Origin of the sequence: Nocardia cyriacigeorgica NBRC 100375 (assembly GCF_000308555.1) — a bacterium.
Lineage (GTDB): Bacteria > Actinomycetota > Actinomycetes > Mycobacteriales > Mycobacteriaceae > Nocardia > Nocardia cyriacigeorgica.
This window is the reverse complement of the sequence record NZ_BAFY01000005.1, coordinates 1-21150: the sequence shown is the minus strand read 5'-3', so window position 1 is coordinate 21150 and position 21150 is coordinate 1. Positions and strand designations below refer to the sequence as shown.

Sequence of the window (21150 nt, the reverse complement as noted above, 5' to 3'; positions counted from 1 at the left end):
GGCGATCGTGCTGATCGGGTTCGTGCTGCCGGGGCCGACGATCTTCACGCTGCGGCTGCTGCCGCTCAATGCGATTGCCGCGCCGGTGTACGCGACGCTGGCGGTGGTGGTCGGGCTGCTGTGGGGGACGATGGCGGGGTTGCGCACGTTGCGGTGGGCGATCGATCCCGAGCATGTGCCCACCGAGGCCGAACAGCGTGCGGCGGTGCGGGTGCCGCGACGGCTGGTATGGCAACAGGCGTGGTTGTGGTTCGGCGGCGCGGTGGTGCTCAGCCTGCTCTACGGGCTCGCCGATCCGGCGCTCATCCCGAAGATCGTGCTCGGCATCGGGTTCAGCGCGATCGTGGTGTGCGCCAACAGCTATCTGATCGCTGAGTTCGCGCTGCGATCGGTGACGGCGCGGGTGCTCGATGCCGCGCCGGGGCGGGTCATCCACAGCATCGGCGTGTTCGGGCGGACCATGCTGATGTGGCTGCTTGGTTCGGCGGTGCCGGTGGCGCTGTCGATGGTGGTCGCGCTGCTGTCGCTGACCGGGTTCGACGTCAGCACCGAGCGGATGGCCGTCTGCGTGCTGACCCTCGGCGGGGCGACCCTGGTGTTCGGGATGCTGTTGATGATGCAGGCCTCGGCGGCGACGGTGGCGCCGATCCGCGGGGTGCGCCGGGCATTGCGGCAGGTGGAGGGCGGCGATCTGAATGTCGCGGTCACCGTCTACGACGGCACCGAAATGGGTGAGCTACAAAGCGGTTTCAACCGGATGGTGCACGGGCTGCGCGAGCGTGAACAGATCCGCGATCTGTTCGGCAGACACGTCGGCCATGAGGTCGCGGTCGCGGCGATCGGCAGCAATCCGCAGCTGGGCGGGCAGGAATGCGAGGCCGCGGCGCTGTTCATCGACATCATCGGCTCGACCACGTTGACCGCGACCCGCCCGGCCACCGAGATCGTCGCGATTCTCAACGAGTTCTTCGCCATCGTGGTGGACGAGGTGGAACGGCAGGGCGGGCTGGTCAACAAATTCGAAGGCGATGCCGCGCTGGCGGTCTTCGGTGCCCCGGCGCCGCTGCCCGATGCCGCGGGCGCCGCGCTGGCCTGTGCCGGCGCCATCCGCGCCCGCCTGGACGAGCACACCTCCGATTTCTCCGCCGCCATCGGCGTGGCCGCCGGACGGGTGGTCGCCGGCAATGTGGGCGCCCGTCAGCGTTACGAATTCACCGTCATCGGGGACGCGGTGAACGAGGCCGCCCGGCTGTGCGAATTGGCCAAACAGGATTCGGGCCTGCTGCTGAGCTCGGCTACCACCATTTCCGCCGCCGATGCCGAGGAGGCATCGCGCTGGAAGCTCGGCGAGTCGGTGACCCTGCGCGGCCGCACCCAACGCACCGAACTCGCCCGGCCCCGGGCGAAGTGAGTGCGCCGCACGAAGGGATAGCGCTCGGGCCGGCATACCGCCCGGACAGCCGAGCGCCTCTCGACCCCGTCAGTTCCGCGCGGCCCGCGAGCGGAACGCCAGCACCGCCGCCACCAGCAGCACGCCCGCGATACCGATCGAGGCCAGGTGGATACCGGTGACGAAGGATTCGTGCGCCGACGTCAGCAGGGCCGAGCCCGCCGCCTCCGGTAGCTGCCGGGCCAGATCCGCCGCACCGCCCAGCGATTCGGCGGCCGCGCCGGAGGCTTCCGACGGCAGCTGCGACAGGTCGAGCCCGTTGCGGAACACCGCCATCACCATGCTGCCGAGCAGCGCCACACCGAGCGCGATACCGGTTTCATAGGCCGTCTCGGAGATGGCCGCCGCGGCACCGGCGCGCTCGACCGGAGCCGAGCTGACCACCAGATCCGACGACACCGTCAGCGCGATGCCGACGCCGGTGCCGATCAGCCCGAAGCCGAGCACGAACGGCGCGGTGCCGGTCGCGGCGTCGGCGCTCACCCAGAGAAACAGCGCCGCACCGAGTGCCGCCACCGCCAGCGAGCCACCGAGCACCGCGGTCGGCCGCCACCGCTGCACCAGCACGGCCGCCAGCAGCGAGCCGACGACGCTGGCCGCGAGACCGGGCAGCAACAGCAATCCCGCCTGCATCGGCGAACGGCCGAGCACCAGCTGCAGATACTGCGAACCGAAGAACAGCACACCGGCCAGCGCGAAGACCGCGAGCAGGTTGGTCAGCACCGCCGTGCGGAACTGCGGCACCTCGAACAGTCGCAGGTCGAGCATGGGCTGGTCGAGGGTGCGCTGCCTGCGCACGAACAGCACGCCGGCGACCACACCGATCACACCCGCGACCATCGGCACCGCGCTCACGCCGTGCGCCGCGAACTCCTTGACCGCGTACACGAACGGCACCAGCGCCAGCATCGACAGCACCGCACTCGGGATGTCGAAGCGGCCCGGGTTCGGGTCCTTCGACTCCGGGATGAGCAGCGGTCCGAGCGCGACCAACGCCAGCATCACCGGCAGGTTCGCCAGGAACACCGAGCCCCACCAGTAGTGCTCGAGCAGCCAGCCGCCCAGCAGCGGGCCGGCCGCCGCGCCACCACCGGCCATCGCACCCCAGACCGCGATGGCGAAGGTGCGCTGACGCGGGTCGAGGAACATCGAGCGGATCAGCCCGAGGGTGGCGGGCATCAGGGTCGCGCCGGTGACGCCCTGCAGGACGCGGGCCGCGATCAGCATTTCAGGGCTCACGGACCACGCCGCCAGCAGCGAGGCCAGGCCGAAGCCCGCCGCACCGATCAGCAGTAGCCTGCGCCGGCCGATCCGGTCGCCGAGGTTGCCCATCATCACCAGCAGGCCGGCCAGCACGAACGAGTAGACGTCGATGATCCACAGCAGCTGGGTGGTGCTCGGGGCCAGGTCGGCGCTGATGGCGGGGACCGCGATATCGAGCACGGTCGCGTCCACCGCGAGCAACAGCAGGGCGAGGGCCAGCACGGCCAGGCCGATCCAGTCCCGCGTGGTGGCGCGGGGCGGGGTTTCGCGCAGGTCGGGGCCGGTCCCCGTGGTGATGTCCATGATCCTTCTCGACTTTCGTCGTTCGTCGTAAACCGTCCAGACGGTACAGTACTAAACATTACCGTCCAGCCGGTACAGTTAGCCAGGTGACAACAACCACCCGCGATCGCATCCTGGACGCCCTCGAGACGCTGCTGCTGGACAAGGGCATGTCCCAGGTGACCCTCGAGAACGTCGCCGCTGCCGCGGGCGTGTCCAAGGGTGGGCTGCTCTATCACTTCAAGAGCAAGGACGCGCTGCTCGCCGGCCTCGTCCGGCGGCTGACCGAGCGCGCCCGCACCCAGCTCGCCGATTCGGTCGCCGCGGGCGGCTCGGTGGCCGAGTGGTACCTGCAGATTCCGAACACCGAATCCACCGACGAAGCCCTCGAACTGGAGCTGTACCGATCGCTGCTGGCCACCATGCGCACCGTCGACGCCACCGCGGGCCCGGAGACCGACGTCGTCCAGCAAGCGCTCGCCGAGATGATGAACTCCTGGTCCGACGGCCTGGACGCCGAGATCGACGATCCGGTGCGCGCGGATCTGGTGCGGCTGGTCGGGGACGGAATCTATCTGCGCGCCTTGCTCGGGCTGCCGCCGATCGACCCGGAGCGGTACCGGCGCGTGGTGGAGCATCTGCTGCGCTGACCGGTGACCGGTTAGACTCGGCCGCGTGCCACCAGCCGATACGGCCGGTGCCGTCGGGGCGGGGAACGATCCGGTGCCGGGGTCTCTCGGAACGACGGTGCCGATCCGTCCGATGACCTTCCGCGAACTGCTCGATACGCCGTTCGCGCTCATCCAGTCGGCCATCCGCCCGCTGGCCGGGTTCGGTGCGATCCTGATCGTCGCGGCCGAACTCGTCATCGCCGGTGTGACGGCCGGAGTCTCGCGGCTGTCCGATGACGACGATGCCGCGGTCGCGTGGACAGTGGTGGTCAGCACCCTGATCTGCGCGTGGCTGGTGCGGTTCGCGATGCGCGGACTCACCACCGCGATCGGCACGGCCGCGGTCCATGGCGCGCCGACCGACTGGCGGACCGCACTGCGGCGGTCCGGCGCGCGGTTGGGCCCGCAACTGCTGTTCGGGTCGCTGTTCACGCTGGTCGGCCTCGCGGTCCTCGGCCTCGGCACGGTGCTGATCATCGGGGTGCCGTTCGCGCTGCTGTGGCTGGGCTGGTTGCGCGCGAATCGTTTCGTGACGGTGCCGGTGATATTCGCCGAGGGCGCGAATCATCGGGCCGCGGTGGCGCGCTCGAAACTGCTGATCGCCGGGACGCAGTGGCCGACGGTCTGGCTGTGGCTGTGCGTCCGCGCGCTGCTGCTGCTGACGGCCCTGCCGCTGCTCGGCATCCCGTGGTTCCTCTCCGATTTCTCCGGCACCCATCGGTGGGCGGTGATCGTCCTGACGACCTCGGCGGTGCTGCTGATCGTCACGTTCGGTGAGGTAGTCGAATCCGCGCCCCGGGTGGTCGTCTATGTGGACCGTCGCTGCCGCCGCGAGGGTATGGATATCCGGCTGCCGCTCGGCGCGGGGGTGCGATGACCGAACCGAACACCCCGGACAACGCGACGGCGCCGCGACCACCTCGGCTCGGCTCCGCCGCCGATCACCGCGCCGCCGCCGAATCCGCGCTCGAGCGCCGTGATTACGACGCGGCCCTGCGGGAACGCTTCCGGGCCACCCTGCGCGGGCTGGAACAGCGCGGCCTGCTCGACATCCGCCGGTCCCGCACCGCAGCCGAGACCGCGGACGAGGTCACCGCCGCGGCCGTTCCGGTGCAGCACGCCGACGAATTCCGCCCGGCCGCGCACAGTTTCGACGAGGTCGTCTACGGCGGCAGACACGCGACCGAGGACGAATACCGCAGGCTCGAATTCGTCGACCAGTTCTCCGCGGCGGCACCACCCCCGGCGACCGAGCCTCGCGAAGTCGACGCCGACGAACGAAAACCACGCACCCGCCCGAGCCTGCCGCCGCTGCCGGATCTGCTGCGCGCCCCGAAGTTCTGGGCCACCCTCGCGGGCATCGCCGTGCTGATCCTGCTGCTGTGGGCAGTGCTGCAATCGTGCGGTGCCCCCGACGCTCCCCCGCCGCCCGATATTCCGCCGGATCTGCCGGAACCCGACTATCCCGACGACGTCGACCCCGATTTCGGCACCGGATCGGATTCCATCTTCGAACGCCTGCCCGCCCCCGTCGCCTTCGGCGGTCTGCAATTCCTCATCGCGGGCGCCCTGCTGGTGTGGTGGCGGGCGCGACGGCGTGGTGCGCTGGTCGGCGAGCCGCGCCCGGTCGAGGTCACCGCCAATGAGCTGCTCGCCGGGCAGGCGGCGCTGTACCGGCGGTCGAAGGACTACGAATACGTCGCGGCGAAACTACGTGCGGCCGCCCTGCGCCGGGTGCGAACGCCGCTCGGGGTCGCCGCCGATACCGCACCGGACCAGGTGACCGCCGCACTCACCGCACGCACCGGCGCGGACCCGAACTGGGTGTACGCCGCCCTGTACGGGCCGGTACCCGATGAACACACCTTGGAAATGGTTGCCGCGCAACTCGAATGGATCGAAGCGGAGGTCTCGTGACCAGCATTGACACCAGCAAGGCGCCCAGCGCCGAGGAGGCGGCGGCCGCGTTCGCGGCGCTGCGCACCGAGATCGGCAAAGCGGTGGTCGGCAACGACAACGCCGTCATGTATCTGGTGCTCGCGCTGTTGTGCCGCGGGCACGTGCTGCTCGAAGGCGTTCCGGGCGTGGCGAAGACGCTGCTGGTACGTGCGCTGGCGACCGCGCTGGATCTGGAGCATTCGCGCGTGCAGTTCACCCCGGATCTCATGCCGGGCGACGTCACCGGATCGCAGATCTACGACCCGCACACCACCGAATTCACCTTCCGCTCCGGCCCGGTGTTCACCAACCTGCTGCTGGCCGACGAGATCAACCGCACGCCGCCGAAAACCCAGTCCGCGCTGCTGGAGTCGATGGAGGAGCGCCAGGTCTCCGTCGACGGGACCCCGCGCCCGCTGCCGGACCCGTTCGTGGTGGTCGCCACCCAGAACCCGATCGAACAAGAAGGCACCTATCCCCTGCCCGAGGCGCAGCTGGACCGCTTCCTGTTCAAGGTCGATATCCAGTTGCCCGAACGCGACGACGAATTCCGCATCCTGCAACGGCATGCCGGCGGGTTCGATCCGCGCGATCTGGCCGCGGCCGGTCTGCGGCCGGTGGCCGGTCCGGCGCATATCGCCGCCGGGCGGGCCGCGATCAGCGGTGTCACGATCAGTCCAGAGGTGCTGGCCTACATCGTCGACATCTGCCGCGCCACCAGGGCGGCCCCGGCCGTGCAGCACGGCGCCTCCACCCGTGGCGCCACCGCGCTGATGGCGGCGGCGCGGGCGTTCGCCTGGTTGAACGGGCGCGGCTTCGTCACCCCGGACGATGTGAAAACCGTTGCGGTGGCGGTGCTGCGGCATCGGCTGCAACTGCGTCCGGAGGCCGAACTCGACGGGGTGAGCACCGAAGGCATCGTGCGGTCGCTACTGCACGCGGTCCCGGTTCCGGTGTAGGCCGTGGTCGTCACCGGTCGGTTGTTCGCGGTCGCCGTGGCGGCGGCGCTGGTGGTCACCTTCGTGCTGCCCTCCTGGCTGGGCGTCGCCGCGGTGAGCGCGCTGCTGGTGGTCGCGGTGCTCGTCGATCTCGGTGCGGCCGGTAGCGCCGCCACGCTGACGTTGACCAGGGATCCGCTGACGGTGGTGCGGCTCGGGCGCAGCACCGACGTGGAGATCGTGGTGACCAATACCGGTCCACGCACCGTCCGCGGCATGCTGTGGGACGACTGGCCCGGTAGTGCGCAGGCCGCCGGGCGCACCCACCGTCTCGACCTCGAGCCGGGCACCCGCTCCCGCTATCGCACCACCCTCACCCCCACCCAGCGCGGGGATCGGGTCGCCGGGCCGATCACGGTGCGCGTCATCGGCCCGCTCGGCTTGGCCGGACGGCAGACCCGGCACAGCGTGCCCGCCCGGGTCCGTGCGCTGCCACCGTTCCGCAGTGAGAAACTGCTGCGCTCGAAAGTGAAACGGCTGCAACATCTCGAGGGCCGCACGGTGGCGAACATGCGCGGGCAGGGCACCGAATTCGATTCCTTCCGCGAATATGTCGCCGGTGACGACGTACGCACCATCGACTGGCGGGCCACCGCCCGGGCGGCCGACGTCCTGGTGCGCACCTGGCGTCCGGAACGCAACCGGCACATGCTCATGCTGCTCGACACCGGCCGCGTCAGCGCCGGCCGGGTGGGCGTCGGGGGTGCCGACGGCACCCGGCTGGACGCGAGCATCGAGGCCGCGCTGCTCTTGGGCGGGCTGGCCGCCGCGGCCGGCGATTCGGTCGATCTGCTCGCCTTCGACCGCCAGGTGCGCGCGGAGGTGCGTGGCATCGGCGGCAGACGCCTGCAATCGAAGCTGATGCACGCCCTGGCCGGGGTGACGCCGGAGCTGGTCGACACCGATACCGCCGCGCTGGTGCGCGCCGCCATCGACCGCACCCGGCGGCGCAGCCTGATCGTCTGGTTCACCACCCTCGACGGCGCCGCGGTGCAGGAAAACCTGATGCCGGTGCTTCCGGTGCTGGCCCACCGTCATCGGGTGCTGATCGTTTCGGTCACCGATCCGGAGGTCGCCGCGGCCGCCAGGCGCCGCGACAATCCTGCCGAGCTCTACGGAGCGGCTGCGGCCGAATCTCTGCTGGCCGAACGCGCGCTGGTGCAGGAGTCGCTGCGCCGAACCGGAATCGATGTGGTGGCGGCCTCACCCGAGCGTTTGCCCGAAGCGCTCGCGGACGAGTACCTCGAGCTCAAGCAATCGGGCGGGATGTAGTCGAGGAACACTCCCGTGCCCCGCAGGAGGTCGACCTCGGGCGCGCCCTATTCCGCGGGCGGGCAGTACGCGGGCTGCCGGCTGTCTCAGCCGAACCGTCGCGAGGCCCGCGAGCGGGCCACCCGCTGATCGATCTGTGCAGGAAGCGGCAACCGCCGCGCTGCCACCTGGACGTGCGACAACCTCATCGGCGGCCGGAATCTCATGCCCGGCACGTGCGGGCGGGGCGGCTACCGGGCGATGGCGGGTTGTCCCGCCCACCCGAGGACCGGCGGTGCCGCGGCAGGCGCCGTCAGTGCGCGACGCTGCCGCTCGGCCATGATGCTGCCCAGGATCTGCGGCGGCGGATAGTCGCCTGGCCGGGAGATGCCGAGGCGAGCGCAGACGGCATCGGTGAGGGCGTTACCGATGTCGGCCTGTGCGGCCGGGGTGAGGGTGCGCAGCCGGGTCAGGTACTTGCGGACCGCCAGCGCCAGATCGTCGGGCAGCGGGGTGGGATCGAGTCTGGTGGCCCAATCCGCGAGCCAGGGCGGCGGCACGGCGAGCGCCGGGATCGGCAGCCGCTGCTGCCCGTACACGACGACCGTGCCGGCCAGCACGTCGCCGACCCGGCGCGCGTTGGGCGAGCACAGCGAGCTGATCATGGCGATGGCACCGAACCCGCCCAGCATCCAGAAGTCGACGATCGCGCCGGCCAGCCCGCGGGTCAGCGCATGCCGGAAGTCGATCGGACCGCCGTCGGCGCGCACCACGCGCAGCCCGAAGATCAGCTTGCCGAGGGTGCGGCCGCGGCTGAGCGTTTCGCAGGCGACCGGGTAGCCGACCAGCACCGTGACCACGGTGACGAGCACCGCGGTCGCGAGCCACGCGGAGTCGATGTCGCTGGGCAGCAGGATCGAGACGATGCCGAGCATCAGCATCCAGCCGACGAACAACTGGACGAGCACGTCGACGAAGAATGCCCCCGCCCTGGTGGGGATGCGCGCGATGGGCAGCTCCAGGGCCACTGCTTCGCCGGTGGTGAACTCAGCCATGTCGCCTAGCATTCTTGCCAGAGCGGGAGTGGGAGGCAACCGAATGGACGTGGACGCATACGGCTACGCGCATCGCGGGTCCTGGAACCGGCTGGACTTCCTGGCCCGCAAGGGCACCCTCACCGGCGCCGAGGCCGACGAGCTGGTCGCACTGTATCGGCGCACCTCACAGCAGCTGGCCCGGTTGCAGACCCACAGCCCGGATCCCGAGCTGGTAGCGGGCCTGAGCGCGGTGCTGGCGCGGGCACGCGCGAAGGTGCTCGGTACCAGGGCCGACACCTGGTCGGAGATCGGGCGCTTCTTCACCCACCGCTTCCCGGCGGCGGTGTATCGCGCGTGGCCGTGGTGGGTGTCGGTGGCCGCGATGTTCCTGCTGGTGTCGGCGGGCATCGCCGGCTGGGTGGCCGAGTCCGATTCGGCGCGTTCGGTTCTCGGTATTCCCGTCGATACCGAGGCGATCACCGCGCCGGGCGGCGCGTTCGAGACCTATTACTCCGAGCATCCGAACGAGGCGTTCGCGGCCCAGGTGTGGACCAATAACGCCTGGGTGTCGGCGATCGCGCTGTTCACCGGTGTGCTGATCCTGCCCGCGCTGTACCTGCTGTTCATGAACGCGCTCAATCTCGGTGTCACGGCAGGGTTGATGGCCGAAGCCGGGCGCTTGGAATCGTTTTTCGGGTTCATCCTGCCGCACGGCACGCTGGAGCTGACGGCGGTCTTCGTCGCGGGGGGTGCGGGGCTGAAACTCGGCTGGACGCTGGTCGATCCGGGTCGGTCGAGCCGGCTGGAGGCGGTGGCGCGGCAGGGCAGGACCACCGCCACGATCGCGCTCGGCCTGGTGGGCGTGCTGCTGGTGGCGGGGCTGCTGGAGGGTTTCGTGACTCCGAGCGGTCTGCCCGCGCCGCTTCGGATCGCGATCGGGTTCGCGGCCGAGGCGCTGTTTCTGCTGTACGTGCTCGGTGCGGGCCGGCGGGCGGCGCTGGAACGAGACCGTTCTGAAACCGACCAGACGGTAGCTGTTGCGGTGGACCGCCGGCGGTAGCCATCGCCGAGCACACCGTGAGCGATCACGGCTCCGGCAACCGTTGGCAACGCCGGGAATCAGATCGGTGATGAACTCCCCCATTTGAGTTCCGCTGGCCGCAGCGAGTCGTGCTCAGCTGCGGCCAGCGTTGCCGTTGACTCTACACAATCGTTATGCCCACGCAACCCTCTGCGCGGCTGTCAAGCGTATAAAGCAGACCGCCCGCAAACCCATGTGAAGACCTCGATTTTCATGGTTCCAGCTAACTCGCAGCGCCCGATGTGAACCGCGATTTGGTCCTTTCATCTGCAATTGCATTTCGTTTTTCGAGGTCACGGACTCGCTACGGCCGGACACCCGCAGGCGATTAGCCACGCCCTCATGTCCGCTACCGGTCGGTACTCACAAGACGGCCCGCTACCTGGGGATTCAGTGTGGATAATGGGGATAGCTGAACGAAGCGTGGCGAGAAAGCGACCACAGGTTTGTTTATCACAGAACAAACACGATCAGCATCGTGTAGCAGGCGATCTACATGTACCAATACACAGTTAACCGGTGGGTTATCCGGTCGCCGCAATGCGATCAGCGAGCCCGATGACGGGCACGGATCAGCACCATCGGAGTTACTGAAATCGGCAGTGTGATCTTCGCCTCATCAGAGGTTTAAACGGCCGAATCGGACAGATCCGGCGGCCTTCAGCCCACCCGGACGATCCCGGTGACGGTGCCCTGTAAGAGCTTGCCGCTCTTCGTGATCAGCGCCGACATCTGCAACGGATCTCCGACGATCGTCGGCGGCAGCACACTGTTCGCCAGCACGCCACCGGTTTCCGGGTCGATCACCGTCAGCGCGTAACCATCCAGCGGCGTCGTCGTCGGCAATCCGATCCGCGACACGGTGTACATCGAGCCGTCGGCGGTGGACAGATGCGGCACCGCGGCGCTGCGCACCGGGCTGTCCCACACTGTGCGGCAACCGTTGTCGTCCACATCGACTCGGGTGAGCCCGCCGGCGAACGGCGCGGTCGGCGGCACCGCGGGGCCGGCGTCCTCGGGCACGGCCGGATAGGGATAGCCGTAGGTACTCGCCACGATCACCGACCGGCCGATGCCGATCGGCGAATTCTCGCTGCCCGCACCATCTTCGGTCAGCACCGGCTGGGTGCAGACCAACTCGCCGCCGCCGGAGCGGAACACCAGCAGCCGGACCCGGCCGTCGGCGTTGTCGACGATGGTGAGGTACTCGGCACCGCTGCGCGGGCCGAAATAGGTGGGGGTGGAACCGGTCCCCCAGCTCAGCTGCCCCGGTTTACGCGCCGAACCACGCTCATAGGGCGCGCGCCACAACACTTCCGGGCCCGAGCCGCCGGCCCGGAGTTCGTAGAGCGCGTGCGTGGTCGCCACCGCGACCCGCCCGCTCGGCGCGGCGGAGATGCTGTTGGCCACCTGCTCGCCGCCGGGCAGCGCCATCGCCGCCACCGATCCGGAGGGCCGCACGAAGCCGACCACCCCGCCACCGGTGGCGAACCAGACATTGCCGGACCAATCCGGCACCAGCCCGGTGACGTTGTCGTCCGCCGGAATCGAGCTGGCCAGTGCCACCGTGGAGTCGACCGAGAGTTTCCAGCGGCCGAGTCCGGTGCGGCTGTGGCCGATCCGCAGCAGGTCCCGGTTGCCGTCGACCACCACCAGACGGTCGGCATTGTCGAGGTAGGCGTACACGCCGCCGAGCAGACTGCCCTTGGTCAACGTCAGCGAGGCCAGCGGCAGGCCGACCGGCGACTGCGGATCGATCAGGAACACCGTCGGCTCCCGTCCGGCGATCGCGGTGCACAGCGCCAACACCAGGCCGTCGTTGCCCTGCAACAAGGTCGGGCAGGCGGCGGCCAGCGGATAGATCGTCACCGGATGCTTGCCGGTCCCTGGTCCGGCCAGTGGTGTCGCGTCCGAGGAGCCCGCGTCACCGTGCATGGTCGCGGTACCCAGCGGTCCCAGATGCGGATTGGGCGGTGCGAGCGGCCCCCACGCCGGTGCGGCGCTCGCGCTGCCCGCACTCATCAGGACACAGGTGGCGAGCAGGGCCAGTGGTGCGCCCATGGCGACCGCCTTTCGTTCGACTTGCCGTCCTATTGGAGACGCTGACGTGATTGCGCCGCGCACACCGGCCAGGATCTTCCGCGCGGGAACAGTATTGCCGCACCGTCGATCATCGCCCGTTCGATCGCGCCGGGCGTCGATACCATGGCCGCATGAGTGGGCTCCGTGACCGCATCCTGTCGACCGTCGCCGGCCAGCTCGGCAATCCGCACGGCCTGCTCGGCAAGGTCGTCGCACCGGTGTTGAACCGCGGCAACGGTCGTGCCATCGCGGCGGCCGTCGACGCGGCCCTCGAACAACAGCCCGGCGCACCGGTCGTCGCCGATATCGGTTTCGGCGGCGGCACCGGCCTGAGAAAGCTGCTGGATCGAGTGGGCGCCGGTGGCGTCGTGCACGGCGTCGAGATCTCCACCGACATGCTCGACCGGGCCGAGTCCGGTTTCGCCTGCGACATCGCCGCGGGCCGATTGCGCCTGACCGAGGGTTCGCTCACCGCGCTGCCGCTCGACACCGACAGTCTCGACGCCGCGATCACCTGCAACACCATCTATTTCGTCGACGACCGGCCCGCCGCCTGCGCCGAACTGGCACGGGTGATCCGCCCCGGCGGCAGGCTGGTGATCGGCATCGGCGATCCGGATGCGATGCGGAAGATGCCGTTCACCGGCTACGGGTTCACCCTGCGCCCGGTCGCCGAGGTGATCGACACCCTGAGCGCGGCAGGCTGCACGGTCGAGCACCGGCGGATCCCCAACCCGCCGATCCCGTTCCATCTGCTGATCGCCCGGCCCGCCGCGTCCTGACCACCGCACCGGAGCTCACATCAGGGCGCCGCCGTCGACCCGGATCTCGGTGCCCGTCATATAGCGGCCGTCGTCGGAGGCGACCATCGCGACGACGCCGGCGATGTCCTCCGGGCTGCCGAGCGCGCCGCCGTTGAGCCAGCCGGTGAGCCGCGCGAACAGACTCGGATCGAAACCCTCCGGCTGCTCCAGGATCGATTTGGTGGTGATCCCGCTGGTGATGCCCGCCGGCACGATGTTCACCGCGCGCAGGCCCTGCTTGGCGTATTCGAGCGCGATCGCATGGGTGAAGCTGGCGACGCCGCCCTTGGACGCCGCGTAGGCCGCCAGGTACGGCGAACCCTGGAACGCCGCGGTCGACGACAGGTTGACCACCACGCCGCGCCCGGATTCGAGCAAGGCGGGCAGCGCGGCCTGGGTCATCAGGAAGGTGCCGGTGAGGTTCACCCGGATCACCGTGTCCCAGGCGTCGAGCGGCATCTCATGCGTGCGGGCGGGGCGCAGGATGCCAGCGGAGTTCACCAGCACATCGAGCCCACCGAGGAACTCGAGGGCGGTTGTGGTGCCGGTGCGCACCGATTCCTGGTCGGCGATGTCGAGCCGGACCGTCCGCAGCCGGTCGGCGGCGTCGCCTGCCTTGTCCGCGGTCGCGGCCAGGCCGGGCTCGTCGATGTCGACGGCCACCAACTGGGCCCCCTCGTCGAGCAGTCGCAATGCGATGCCCTGTCCGATACCCGATCCGGCACCTGTTACCACCACCCGGCGGCCGTCAAATCTGCGCATGCCATGAATTAGAACAGGTTCTTATCGCGAGTCAACCCTGTTCAGCGAATTCCGCGGCGAGAAACTGCAACGCGTTCCATGACCACGACAGGGCCACCCGCACCCCAGGTTCACCCCCATCGACCGAGGCCGGACGCAGACCACGATGAACCTCCCGACGACGTGCCGCGTATCACACCTCAGCTCGGAGCAAGAGTTCGAGCGCAGCCCACCAGCTGCCAGGTGGGTGTCGCGGGAAGCCGGTGGCGGTGCCCGGCTTCGCATTCAGCGGGGGCCACACAATGCGGGAGAAAGTTATGACACGAACACTGCACTCCGGTCTGGGCGCATTGCGTTCGATGATCAGCGGGTCGGTCCACGGCCCCGGCGACGCGGGCTACGACACCGCGCGCTCACTCTGGAACGGCGATATCGACAAGCACCCGGCGATGATCGCGGACTGCCTGTCCGCCGACGATGTCTCCGCGGCCCTGTCCTTCGGCCGCGAACACGGACTCGAGATCGCCGTGCGCGGTGGCGGCCACGCCTTCAGCGGCTCCTCGTCCGTCGACGACGGGCTGATGATCAACCTCAGCGCGATGAATCAGGTCGTGGTCGACCCCGAGGCACAGCTCGCCAGGGTCGGCGGCGGCGCGACCATGGCGGACATGGATGCCGCCACCCAGGCGCACGGGCTGGCCGTACCCGGCGGGACCATCAGCCATACCGGCGTCGGCGGCCTGACCCTCGGCGGCGGGATGGGCTGGCTCACCCACACTTTCGGCCTGGCCATCGACAACCTGGCCGCGGCGCAGGTCGTGCTGGCCGACGGCAGCATCGTGCGCGCCTCCGAACAGGAGAACGCCGATCTGTTCTGGGGCCTGCGCGGCGGTGGCGGCAATTTCGGCGTGGTCACCGAGTTCGAATTCCGGCTGCACCGGCTCGGACCGGAGATCCATTTCGGGCTGTTCTTCTGGGACAGCTCTGCCGGCGCCGACATGCTGCGGATGTGCCGCGAGTTCCTCCCGACCCTGCCCGAGCGCGCCGGCGCGCTGATGGCACTCGGCCTGTCCGCGCCGCCGGAGCCGTTCGTGCCGGAGCAGTACCACCTCATGCCTGGCTATGCGCTGTTGGTGGCCGGGTTCGGCACCGCCGAGGAACACGCGCGGATGGTGGCGCCGATCCGCGACGCGCTGCCGCCGCTGTTCGAATTCATCACACCCATGCCGTACACGGCGTTGCAGAGCCTGCTCGACAACGCCGCCCCCTGGGGAATTCTCGGCTATGAGAAGGCCCTGGATATCGACGACATCTCCGATGAGGCGATCGCGATCATCACCGACAGCATCGGAAAGAAGACCTCGCCGCTGTCGTTCATGCCGTGCTTCTGCCTCGACGGCGCGTTCTCCGCGGTCGGCGTCGACGACACGGCCTTCGGCGGGGCGCGCACACCGCACTACGTCGTGAACATCGCGGCCGTCGCCACCGAACCCGAGGTGCTCGCGACCGACAAACAGTGGGCCAGGCAGACCTGGAAGGCGCTGGAACCGCTGTCGTCGAATCCGGCGGGCTATATCAACTTCATGGCCGAACCGAGTGAGGAGCTGATCCGTAGGTCCTACGGTGCGAAGTACGCGAGGCTGGCCGCGCTCAAGACGAAGTACGACCCGGGCAATGTGCTGCATCGCAACGCCAACATCAAGCCGGCCTGACCCGGAAACGAGAAAAGCCGCAGATCAGACGAATCTGATCTGCGGCTTTTCCGCATCTGTGGGCGAAGGGGGACTTGAACCCCCACGTCCCGAAGGACACTGGCACCTGAAGCCAGCGCGTCTGCCATTCCGCCACTCGCCCGAGCGACTCGGAGACAGTATCACGGAGCCGGCCCGGATACGAAATCGCGGTCCACCCTCCCCGGCGACCCGCGGGAACCCGCGGCGAGTTCCATCAGTTACAGGTGTAGACGATCGCGGATATCATGCAAAGAACGTGCTCGTTGAACGACACGCCACGTCCGCGTGTCGTCGTTGCGAATGAGGAGACATCTCACCGAAGGGAGGGCCGAGATGGGCATCGTTTCGAGATTCGAGCGTCGCCTGCAAGGCGCCGTCGGTGATGTGTTCGCCAGGGTCTTCGGTGGGAGCGTCGTGCCGCAGGAGGTGGAGGCGGCGTTGCAGCGCGAGGCGGCCGATCACGTCCAGGAACTCGACGGCGGGCATCTGCTCGCACCCAACAGTTATGTGATCACGATCAACTCGTCGGATCATCAGCAGCTCGACGCCGATCACGACCTCACGACGCGCGCGTTCGCCAAGCATCTGCAGGACTTCATCCGCGAACAAGGGTGGCAGACCTACGGCGAAGTACACGTGGCGTTCGAGGCATCCCCTACGCTGCACACCGGACAGTTCAGGGCGAGCGGCCGGGTCGATCCCGACGTCGGCCGTGCGGCTCCCGCAGCTCGCAGCCCGGAACCCCCGCCACAACGACCCGCACACCCGCAACCAGGAGCTGGCCCCATGACGCAGAACTCTGGCTACGACCCGAGCCGTGAGCCCGCGGAGTCCGATCCACGCAACCGCGGGTACGCACCCCCGCCCGCGGGACGCGGGCCGCAGAACGGCGCGTACCCCGAGGACTACGGTTCGGGCGCGCCGTACGGCGCGGGCGCCGACTATCGTGCGCCGGAGTCGCAGGGCGGTTACGGCGACTACCAGGGTGGCGACTACCAGAACGGCTACGACTACCAGCAGGGCGGTCCGCAGGCCTACGGCCAGCAGGGTGGCTACGGCGAACCGGGTTACGGTCAGGCCGATGCCGGTTACGGTCAGCCCGGCTACGCCGACCAGGGCTACGCACCGGCCCCGGGTGGTCAGCAAAGCGCCGGACAACCCGGTTACGGCGATCAGGCCTACGCGGACCCCGCCTACGGCGCCCAGCAGGGCTACGGCCCGCAGGGAGCCCAGCAGGGCTACGGCCAGGCCGGATACGCCGACCAGGGCTATGCCGACCCGGGCTACGGCGATCAGGCCGGCTACGGCGACGATCAGAGCTACGGCCAGGCGTACTCCCAGCAGCCGGGTTACGGCGCGCAGGGCGGCTACACGGGCGGTGGCTACGCGGCGGGCGCCGCGGCCGGCTCGGGTTATTCGGCAACCCTCCAGCTCGACGACGGCAGTGGCCGCACCTACCAGCTGCGTGAGGGAAGCAACATCATCGGCCGCGGCCAGGACGCGCACTTCCGCCTGCCGGACACCGGTGTCTCCCGCAGGCACATCGAGGTTCGCTGGGACGGGCAGACCGCCATGCTGTCGGATCTCGGCTCGACCAACGGCACTCTGGTGAACGGTTCCCCGGTGCAGGACTGGCAACTGGCCGACGGTGATGTGATCCGCGCCGGGCATTCCGAGATCCTGATCCGCATCGTCTGATCCCGTAAGCTCGCGATGCAGGTCACGACATGACTGTCCGGAATTGGGCGGTCGTGGCGTGTCCGTATCGGCTGACGGCCCTATGATGTGCCCACACACGCGAGGCACCGCATACGGAGCCGGCAAGACCAGCACAGCGGTGGGGGTGGGTCGAACCACACCTACGGCACCGACACACGGTCGAACAGGAGGTGGAGCGCCGTGCAGGGACTGATCCTGCAGCTGACCCGTGCGGGCTTCCTGCTGCTGTTGTGGCTGTTCGTGTGGGCGGTGCTGCGAACCTTGCGCAGCGACATCTACGCGGCCTCCGGCATCCGGGTCCAGCCGAGGGCCGCGCGCGGTCCCGCGGTACTGCCGTCCCTGCGCCGAGGCCAGAAGGGCGCCAAATATCTTGTGGTGACTCAAGGTTCACTAGCCGGCACCCGCATCACCCTCGGCACCCAACCGGTGCTGATCGGCCGTGCGGACGATTCCACGCTGGTACTCACCGATGACTACGCTTCGACCAGACATGCGCGGCTGTCACAGCGTGGTGACGACTGGTACGTCGAGGATCTCGGCTCGACCAACGGCACATATCTCGACCGCGCGAAGGTCACCACCGCTGTCCGTGTTCCGCTCGGCGCTCCCGTCCGGGTCGGCAAGACTGTGATCGAGCTCCGATCGTGACACTTGTTCTCCGCTACGCAGCGCGCAGCGACCGCGGTCTGGTCCGGGCCAACAACGAAGATTCCGTCTACGCGGGTGCCCGCCTGCTCGCCCTCGCCGACGGCATGGGCGGACACGCGGCGGGCGAAGTGGCCTCACAGCTGATGATCGCCGCGCTCGCCCACCTCGACGACGACGAACCGGGCGACGATCTGCTCGGCAAGCTCGACCGCGCCACCCGTGAGGGCAATGCGGCCATCGCCGATCAGGTCGAAGAGGAACCCGAACTCGACGGCATGGGCACCACGCTCACCGCCATGCTGTTCGCCGGGAAGAAACTCGGTCTGGTGCACATCGGCGATTCGCGCGCCTACATGCTGCGCGACGGCGAGCTCACCCAGATCACCAGGGACGACACCTTCGTCCAGTCCCTGGTCGACGAAGGCCGGATCACCCCGGAGCAGGCGCACACGCATCCGCAGCGTTCGCTGATCATGCGGGCGCTCACCGGTAACGAGATCGAGCCGACCCTGGTGATGCGTGAGGCGCGCGCGGGCGACCGGTATCTGCTGTGCTCGGACGGGCTCTCGGATGTGGTCAGCGATGAGACCATCGCCAACACCATGCGCGAGGGCAGCACCGACGAATGCGCCGACCGGCTGATCGAACTCGCCTTGCGCAGCGGCGGTCCCGACAACGTCACGGTGGTCGTCGCCGACGTCATCGATCTGGATTACGGGCAGAGCCATCCCATCGTCGCGGGCGCGGCGTCCGGCCAGGACGAGGACACTCCGCCGCCGAACACCGCCGCGGGCCGGGCCGCCGCCATGCGCCCACCGCGGGCAGCGCCGCGCCGGGCCGCCACCGCACCGGAACCGCCGCCCGCGGCGAAATCCCATAAGCTGCGCTGGATCCTGCTCGCGGTCGCGCTGGTGGCCGCGGTGGGCGTCGGCCTGCTGGTCGGATACAAGATGATCCGGTCCAACTACTACGTCGGCGCCGACAACGACCGCGTCGTGGTCATGCGCGGGCTGCCCGGCTCGATCCTCGGCTATTCGATCCATGAGGTCGATCTGGTCGGCTGTGTGGCAGCCGACGGCAAGCTGACGCTGGTCGGCGCCGATGCGGACATGCCCGCCGATTGCCAGGAGCTGAAGGTCGAGGACCTGAAGCAGACCGGACGCGATCAGGTCGACAAGGGCCTGCCGCCCGGTTCGCTGGACAAGGCGAAGGACCAGATGGCCGTACTGGCCGACCGGGAACTGCTGCCGCCGTGCGACACCAAGAGCTCGGTGCCGCAGCCCGGTGTGGTCGCGCCGCCGGTCGTTCCGCCGACGGGCCCCGCCCCCACGACCACCACCGCGCCCCCGGCTCCGGCACCCAACGGTGAAGGCGCGCCGCCGGCCTCGGCCACCCCGACGCCCGCGCCGCCGACCACCACGGCTCCGCCGACCCAGCCCCAGACCGCGGGGGAGAACTGCCGGGTGACGGACTGATGTCCGCACCGGCACCACCGTCCGCCGGGGCCTATCCGAGTCCCCCGGGCGGCTTCGCTCCCGCACCTGCGCCGAGCACCAGACGCAACAACGAGCTGTTGTTGCTCGGCTTCGCGGCAGTGGTCACCACCGCATCGCTGTTCCTGGTCGAGGCCAGCCAGGAGCAGTCGATCACCTGGGATATCGCCAAGTACGGTCTGGCCTACCTCGCTCTGTTCGCGATCGCGCACCTGGCGATCCGCCGCTTCGCCCCGTTCGCCGACCCGCTGCTGCTGCCCATCGTCGCGCTGCTCAACGGCCTGGGCCTGGTGCTGATCCATCGTCTCGACCTGGCCGATCAGCAGGCCGCCGCCTACAACGACTGGCCGATCCCCTCCCCCGACGCCACCCAGCAGATCCTGTGGACGGCGCTGGGCACGATCGTGTTCATCACCTTGCTGATCGTGCTGCGCGACTACCGCACGCTGGCCCGCTACAGCTACACCCTCGGCCTGATCGGGCTGGTCGCGCTGGCGATTCCGGCCGTGCTGCCGAGCCGCTTCTCCGAAACCAACGGCGCCAAGATCTGGATCCGGCTGCCGGGTTTCAGCATGCAGCCCGGCGAGTTCGCCAAGATCCTGCTGATCATCTTCTTCGCCTCGGTCCTGGTGGCCAAGCGCGACCTGTTCACCGCCGCGGGCAAGCATTTCCTCGGCATGGAGTTCCCGAGGGCCCGCGATCTCGGCCCGATCCTCGCGGTGTGGATCGTGTGCATCGGCGTCCTGGTGTTCGAGAAGGATCTCGGCACCTCGCTGCTGATCTTCGGCACCGTGCTGGTGATGCTCTACATCGCCACCGAACGGGTGGGCTGGCTGATCATCGGCGGCGGGCTGCTCGCGCTCGGATTCGTCTTCGCCTATCAGCTGTTCGGGCACGTGCGGGTGCGCGTGGAGACCTGGCTGCACCCCTTCGACGACTACAACAACACCGGCTACCAGATCTCGCAGTCGCTGTTCGGCCTGGCCACCGGCGGACTCGCGGGCACCGGGCTCGGCAGCGGGCGCCCCTCGCAGGTGCCGTTCGCCAAGACCGACTTCATCGTCACCACCATCGGTGAGGAATTGGGCCTGATCGGCCTGACCGCGGTGCTGATCCTGTTCCTGGTGTTCATCACTCGCGGTATGCGCACCGCGCTCGCGGTCCGCGACAGCTTCGGCAAGCTGCTGGCCGCCGGGCTGTCGTTCACCATCGCGGTGCAGCTGTTCGTGGTGGTCGGCGGTGTCACCAAGCTGATCCCGCTGACCGGTCTGACCACGCCGTTCATGTCCTATGGTGGTTCGTCGCTGCTGGCCAACTACGCGCTGCTCGCCCTGCTGATCAAGATCTCCGACGCGGCCCGCGCGCCCGCGCCGGTCCGCAAGAAGGAAGCCGCACCACTGCCGATCGCCGAGGCGCCGACCGAAATGGTGCGGCGGGATCAGAACCGTCAGGAAGGGGGGCCGAGGTAGTGAACACTCCCCTACGCCGGGTCGCCGTCGCGGTGATGGTCATGGTCGTCGCGTTGCTGGCCAACATCACCTATGTCCAGGTCATCAAGGCCGACGATCTGCGCGCCGATCCACGCAACTCCCGGGTGCTGCTCGACGAGTACTCGCGCCAGCGCGGCCAGATCTCGGCCGGCGGCACCGTGCTCGCCAGCTCGGTCGCCACCGACGACCGCTACAAATACCTGCGCACCTATCCGACCGCGCCGGAGGCGTTCGCGCCGGTGACCGGCTTCTACTCGATGCAGTACGGCAGCACCGGGCTCGAGCGCGCGGAGGATCCGGTGCTCAACGGCTCGGACAATCAGCTGTTCGGCAGCCGCCTGGTCGATCTGTTCTCCGGACGCGATCCGCGCGGCGGCAATGTGGTCACCACCATCGACCCGGTCATGCAGCAGGTCGCCTACGACGAGCTGACCAGCAAGGGCTACACCGGATCGGTGGTCGCGATCGAG

17 protein-coding genes, 1 tRNA gene and 1 pseudogene are annotated in these 21150 nt (G+C 69.0%); 14 read left to right on the top strand and 5 right to left on the bottom strand.

Annotation, left to right across the window (positions count from 1 at the left end; all coding sequences use genetic code 11):
• Positions 1-1411, top strand: a 1411-nt coding sequence (locus RJ05_RS00270; protein ID WP_036531512.1) for an adenylate/guanylate cyclase domain-containing protein, incomplete at its 5' end; no start/stop codon positions are given.
• Positions 1412-1480: 69 nt separating this feature from the next.
• Here the strand turns inward: RJ05_RS00270 and RJ05_RS00265 are convergent.
• The gene (locus RJ05_RS00265) at positions 1481-3016 is read right to left on the bottom strand and encodes an MFS transporter (protein ID WP_036531500.1); all 1536 of its coding nucleotides are present in this window, start codon (positions 3014-3016) and stop codon (positions 1481-1483) included.
• A gap of 86 nt (positions 3017-3102) precedes the next feature.
• Between RJ05_RS00265 and RJ05_RS00260 the strand changes: the two genes are divergently transcribed.
• Genes RJ05_RS00260 through RJ05_RS00240 form a run of 5 tightly spaced genes read left to right on the top strand, consistent with a single transcriptional unit; the run spans position 3103 to position 7874 of the window.
• The gene (locus RJ05_RS00260) at positions 3103-3645 is read left to right on the top strand and encodes a TetR/AcrR family transcriptional regulator (RefSeq protein ID WP_036531497.1); all 543 of its coding nucleotides are present in this window, start codon (positions 3103-3105) and stop codon (positions 3643-3645) included.
• Between the two features lie 25 nt (positions 3646-3670).
• Entirely contained in the window at positions 3671-4543 is an 873-nt protein-coding gene (locus tag RJ05_RS00255; protein ID WP_249040449.1) for a hypothetical protein, read from the top strand.
• Positions 4540-5583, top strand: coding sequence for a DUF4129 domain-containing protein (locus RJ05_RS00250; protein ID WP_036531495.1), 1044 nt, complete (start codon positions 4540-4542; stop codon positions 5581-5583). The genes RJ05_RS00255 and RJ05_RS00250 overlap by 4 nt, the downstream gene beginning before the upstream one ends.
• Complete coding sequence (locus tag RJ05_RS00245; RefSeq protein ID WP_036531492.1) at positions 5580-6563, top strand: AAA family ATPase; 984 nt, start codon at positions 5580-5582, stop codon at positions 6561-6563. Before RJ05_RS00250 ends, RJ05_RS00245 begins: the two co-directional genes overlap by 4 nt.
• 3 nt (positions 6564-6566) lie before the next feature.
• Complete coding sequence (locus tag RJ05_RS00240) at positions 6567-7874, top strand: DUF58 domain-containing protein (protein ID WP_036531490.1); 1308 nt, start codon at positions 6567-6569, stop codon at positions 7872-7874.
• Positions 7875-8104: 230 nt separating this feature from the next.
• Here the strand turns inward: RJ05_RS00240 and RJ05_RS00235 are convergent, their stop codons facing one another.
• Entirely contained in the window at positions 8105-8908 is an 804-nt protein-coding gene (locus RJ05_RS00235; RefSeq protein ID WP_036531506.1) for an RDD family protein, read from the bottom strand.
• A 43-nt stretch (positions 8909-8951) separates the two neighbouring features.
• Between RJ05_RS00235 and RJ05_RS00230 the strand changes: the two genes are divergently transcribed.
• The gene (locus RJ05_RS00230) at positions 8952-9950 is read left to right on the top strand and encodes a stage II sporulation protein M (protein WP_036531487.1); all 999 of its coding nucleotides are present in this window, start codon (positions 8952-8954) and stop codon (positions 9948-9950) included.
• Between the two features lie 681 nt (positions 9951-10631).
• Here the strand turns inward: RJ05_RS00230 and RJ05_RS00225 are convergent.
• Positions 10632-12032: a hypothetical protein gene (locus RJ05_RS00225; protein WP_051016006.1), complete on the bottom strand. Its 1401-nt coding sequence runs from the start codon at positions 12030-12032 to the stop codon at positions 10632-10634.
• Positions 12033-12184: 152 nt separating this feature from the next.
• Between RJ05_RS00225 and RJ05_RS00220 the strand changes: the two genes are divergently transcribed.
• A complete protein-coding gene (locus RJ05_RS00220) occupies positions 12185-12835 on the top strand; it encodes a class I SAM-dependent methyltransferase (protein ID WP_036531484.1) in 651 nt (216 codons plus the stop codon).
• A 15-nt stretch (positions 12836-12850) separates the two neighbouring features.
• On the opposite strand, the gene RJ05_RS00215 is transcribed toward RJ05_RS00220, so the two are convergent.
• Positions 12851-13618, bottom strand: coding sequence for an SDR family NAD(P)-dependent oxidoreductase (locus RJ05_RS00215; RefSeq protein WP_036531481.1), 768 nt, complete (start codon positions 13616-13618; stop codon positions 12851-12853).
• Positions 13619-13914: 296 nt separating this feature from the next.
• On the opposite strand from RJ05_RS00215, the gene RJ05_RS00210 reads away from it, so the two are divergent.
• On the top strand, positions 13915-15309 hold the full coding sequence (locus tag RJ05_RS00210; protein WP_036531479.1) for an FAD-binding oxidoreductase: 1395 nt from the start codon (positions 13915-13917) through the stop codon (positions 15307-15309).
• Between the two features lie 59 nt (positions 15310-15368).
• Here RJ05_RS00210 and RJ05_RS00205 read toward each other — a convergent pair.
• Positions 15369-15451 (bottom strand) — tRNA-Leu (locus RJ05_RS00205).
• Between the two features lie 212 nt (positions 15452-15663).
• Here RJ05_RS00205 and RJ05_RS00200 point away from each other — a divergent pair.
• The 5 genes and pseudogenes from RJ05_RS00200 to RJ05_RS00180 all read left to right on the top strand — a co-directional run.
• The gene (locus RJ05_RS00200; RefSeq protein ID WP_036531476.1) at positions 15664-17028 is read left to right on the top strand and encodes an FhaA domain-containing protein; all 1365 of its coding nucleotides are present in this window, start codon (positions 15664-15666) and stop codon (positions 17026-17028) included.
• Positions 17029-17229: 201 nt separating this feature from the next.
• A complete protein-coding gene (locus tag RJ05_RS00195) occupies positions 17230-17697 on the top strand; it encodes an FHA domain-containing protein FhaB/FipA (protein WP_014348331.1) in 468 nt (155 codons plus the stop codon).
• Positions 17694-19172, top strand: coding sequence for a PP2C family protein-serine/threonine phosphatase (locus tag RJ05_RS00190; RefSeq protein ID WP_036531474.1), 1479 nt, complete (start codon positions 17694-17696; stop codon positions 19170-19172). Before RJ05_RS00195 ends, RJ05_RS00190 begins: the two co-directional genes overlap by 4 nt.
• Positions 19172-20659 (top strand): FtsW/RodA/SpoVE family cell cycle protein, encoded by a 1488-nt coding sequence (locus RJ05_RS00185; protein WP_036531471.1) that lies wholly within the window; start codon positions 19172-19174, stop codon positions 20657-20659. The genes RJ05_RS00190 and RJ05_RS00185 overlap by 1 nt, the downstream gene beginning before the upstream one ends.
• Positions 20659-21150: pseudogene (locus RJ05_RS00180) on the top strand (penicillin-binding protein 2); the annotation flags it as partial. The gene RJ05_RS00185 and the pseudogene RJ05_RS00180, both read left to right, overlap by 1 nt.

Bases quoted from the DNA above. Each gene is read 5' to 3' on its own strand.
- RJ05_RS00265 (WP_036531500.1), bottom strand. From the start codon at position 3,016: ATGGACATCACCACGGGGACCGGCCCCGACCTGCGCGAAACCCCGCCC.
- RJ05_RS00250 (WP_036531495.1), top strand. From the start codon at position 4,540: ATGACCGAACCGAACACCCCGGACAACGCGACGGCGCCGCGACCACCT.
- RJ05_RS00235 (WP_036531506.1), bottom strand. From the start codon at position 8,908: ATGGCTGAGTTCACCACCGGCGAAGCAGTGGCCCTGGAGCTGCCCATC.
- RJ05_RS00230 (WP_036531487.1), top strand. From the start codon at position 8,952: ATGGACGTGGACGCATACGGCTACGCGCATCGCGGGTCCTGGAACCGG.
- RJ05_RS00225 (WP_051016006.1), bottom strand. From the start codon at position 12,032: ATGGGCGCACCACTGGCCCTGCTCGCCACCTGTGTCCTGATGAGTGCG.
- RJ05_RS00220 (WP_036531484.1), top strand. From the start codon at position 12,185: ATGAGTGGGCTCCGTGACCGCATCCTGTCGACCGTCGCCGGCCAGCTC.
- RJ05_RS00215 (WP_036531481.1), bottom strand. From the start codon at position 13,618: ATGCGCAGATTTGACGGCCGCCGGGTGGTGGTAACAGGTGCCGGATCG.
- RJ05_RS00210 (WP_036531479.1), top strand. From the start codon at position 13,915: ATGACACGAACACTGCACTCCGGTCTGGGCGCATTGCGTTCGATGATC.
- RJ05_RS00200 (WP_036531476.1), top strand. From the start codon at position 15,664: ATGGGCATCGTTTCGAGATTCGAGCGTCGCCTGCAAGGCGCCGTCGGT.
- RJ05_RS00185 (WP_036531471.1), top strand. From the start codon at position 19,172: ATGTCCGCACCGGCACCACCGTCCGCCGGGGCCTATCCGAGTCCCCCG.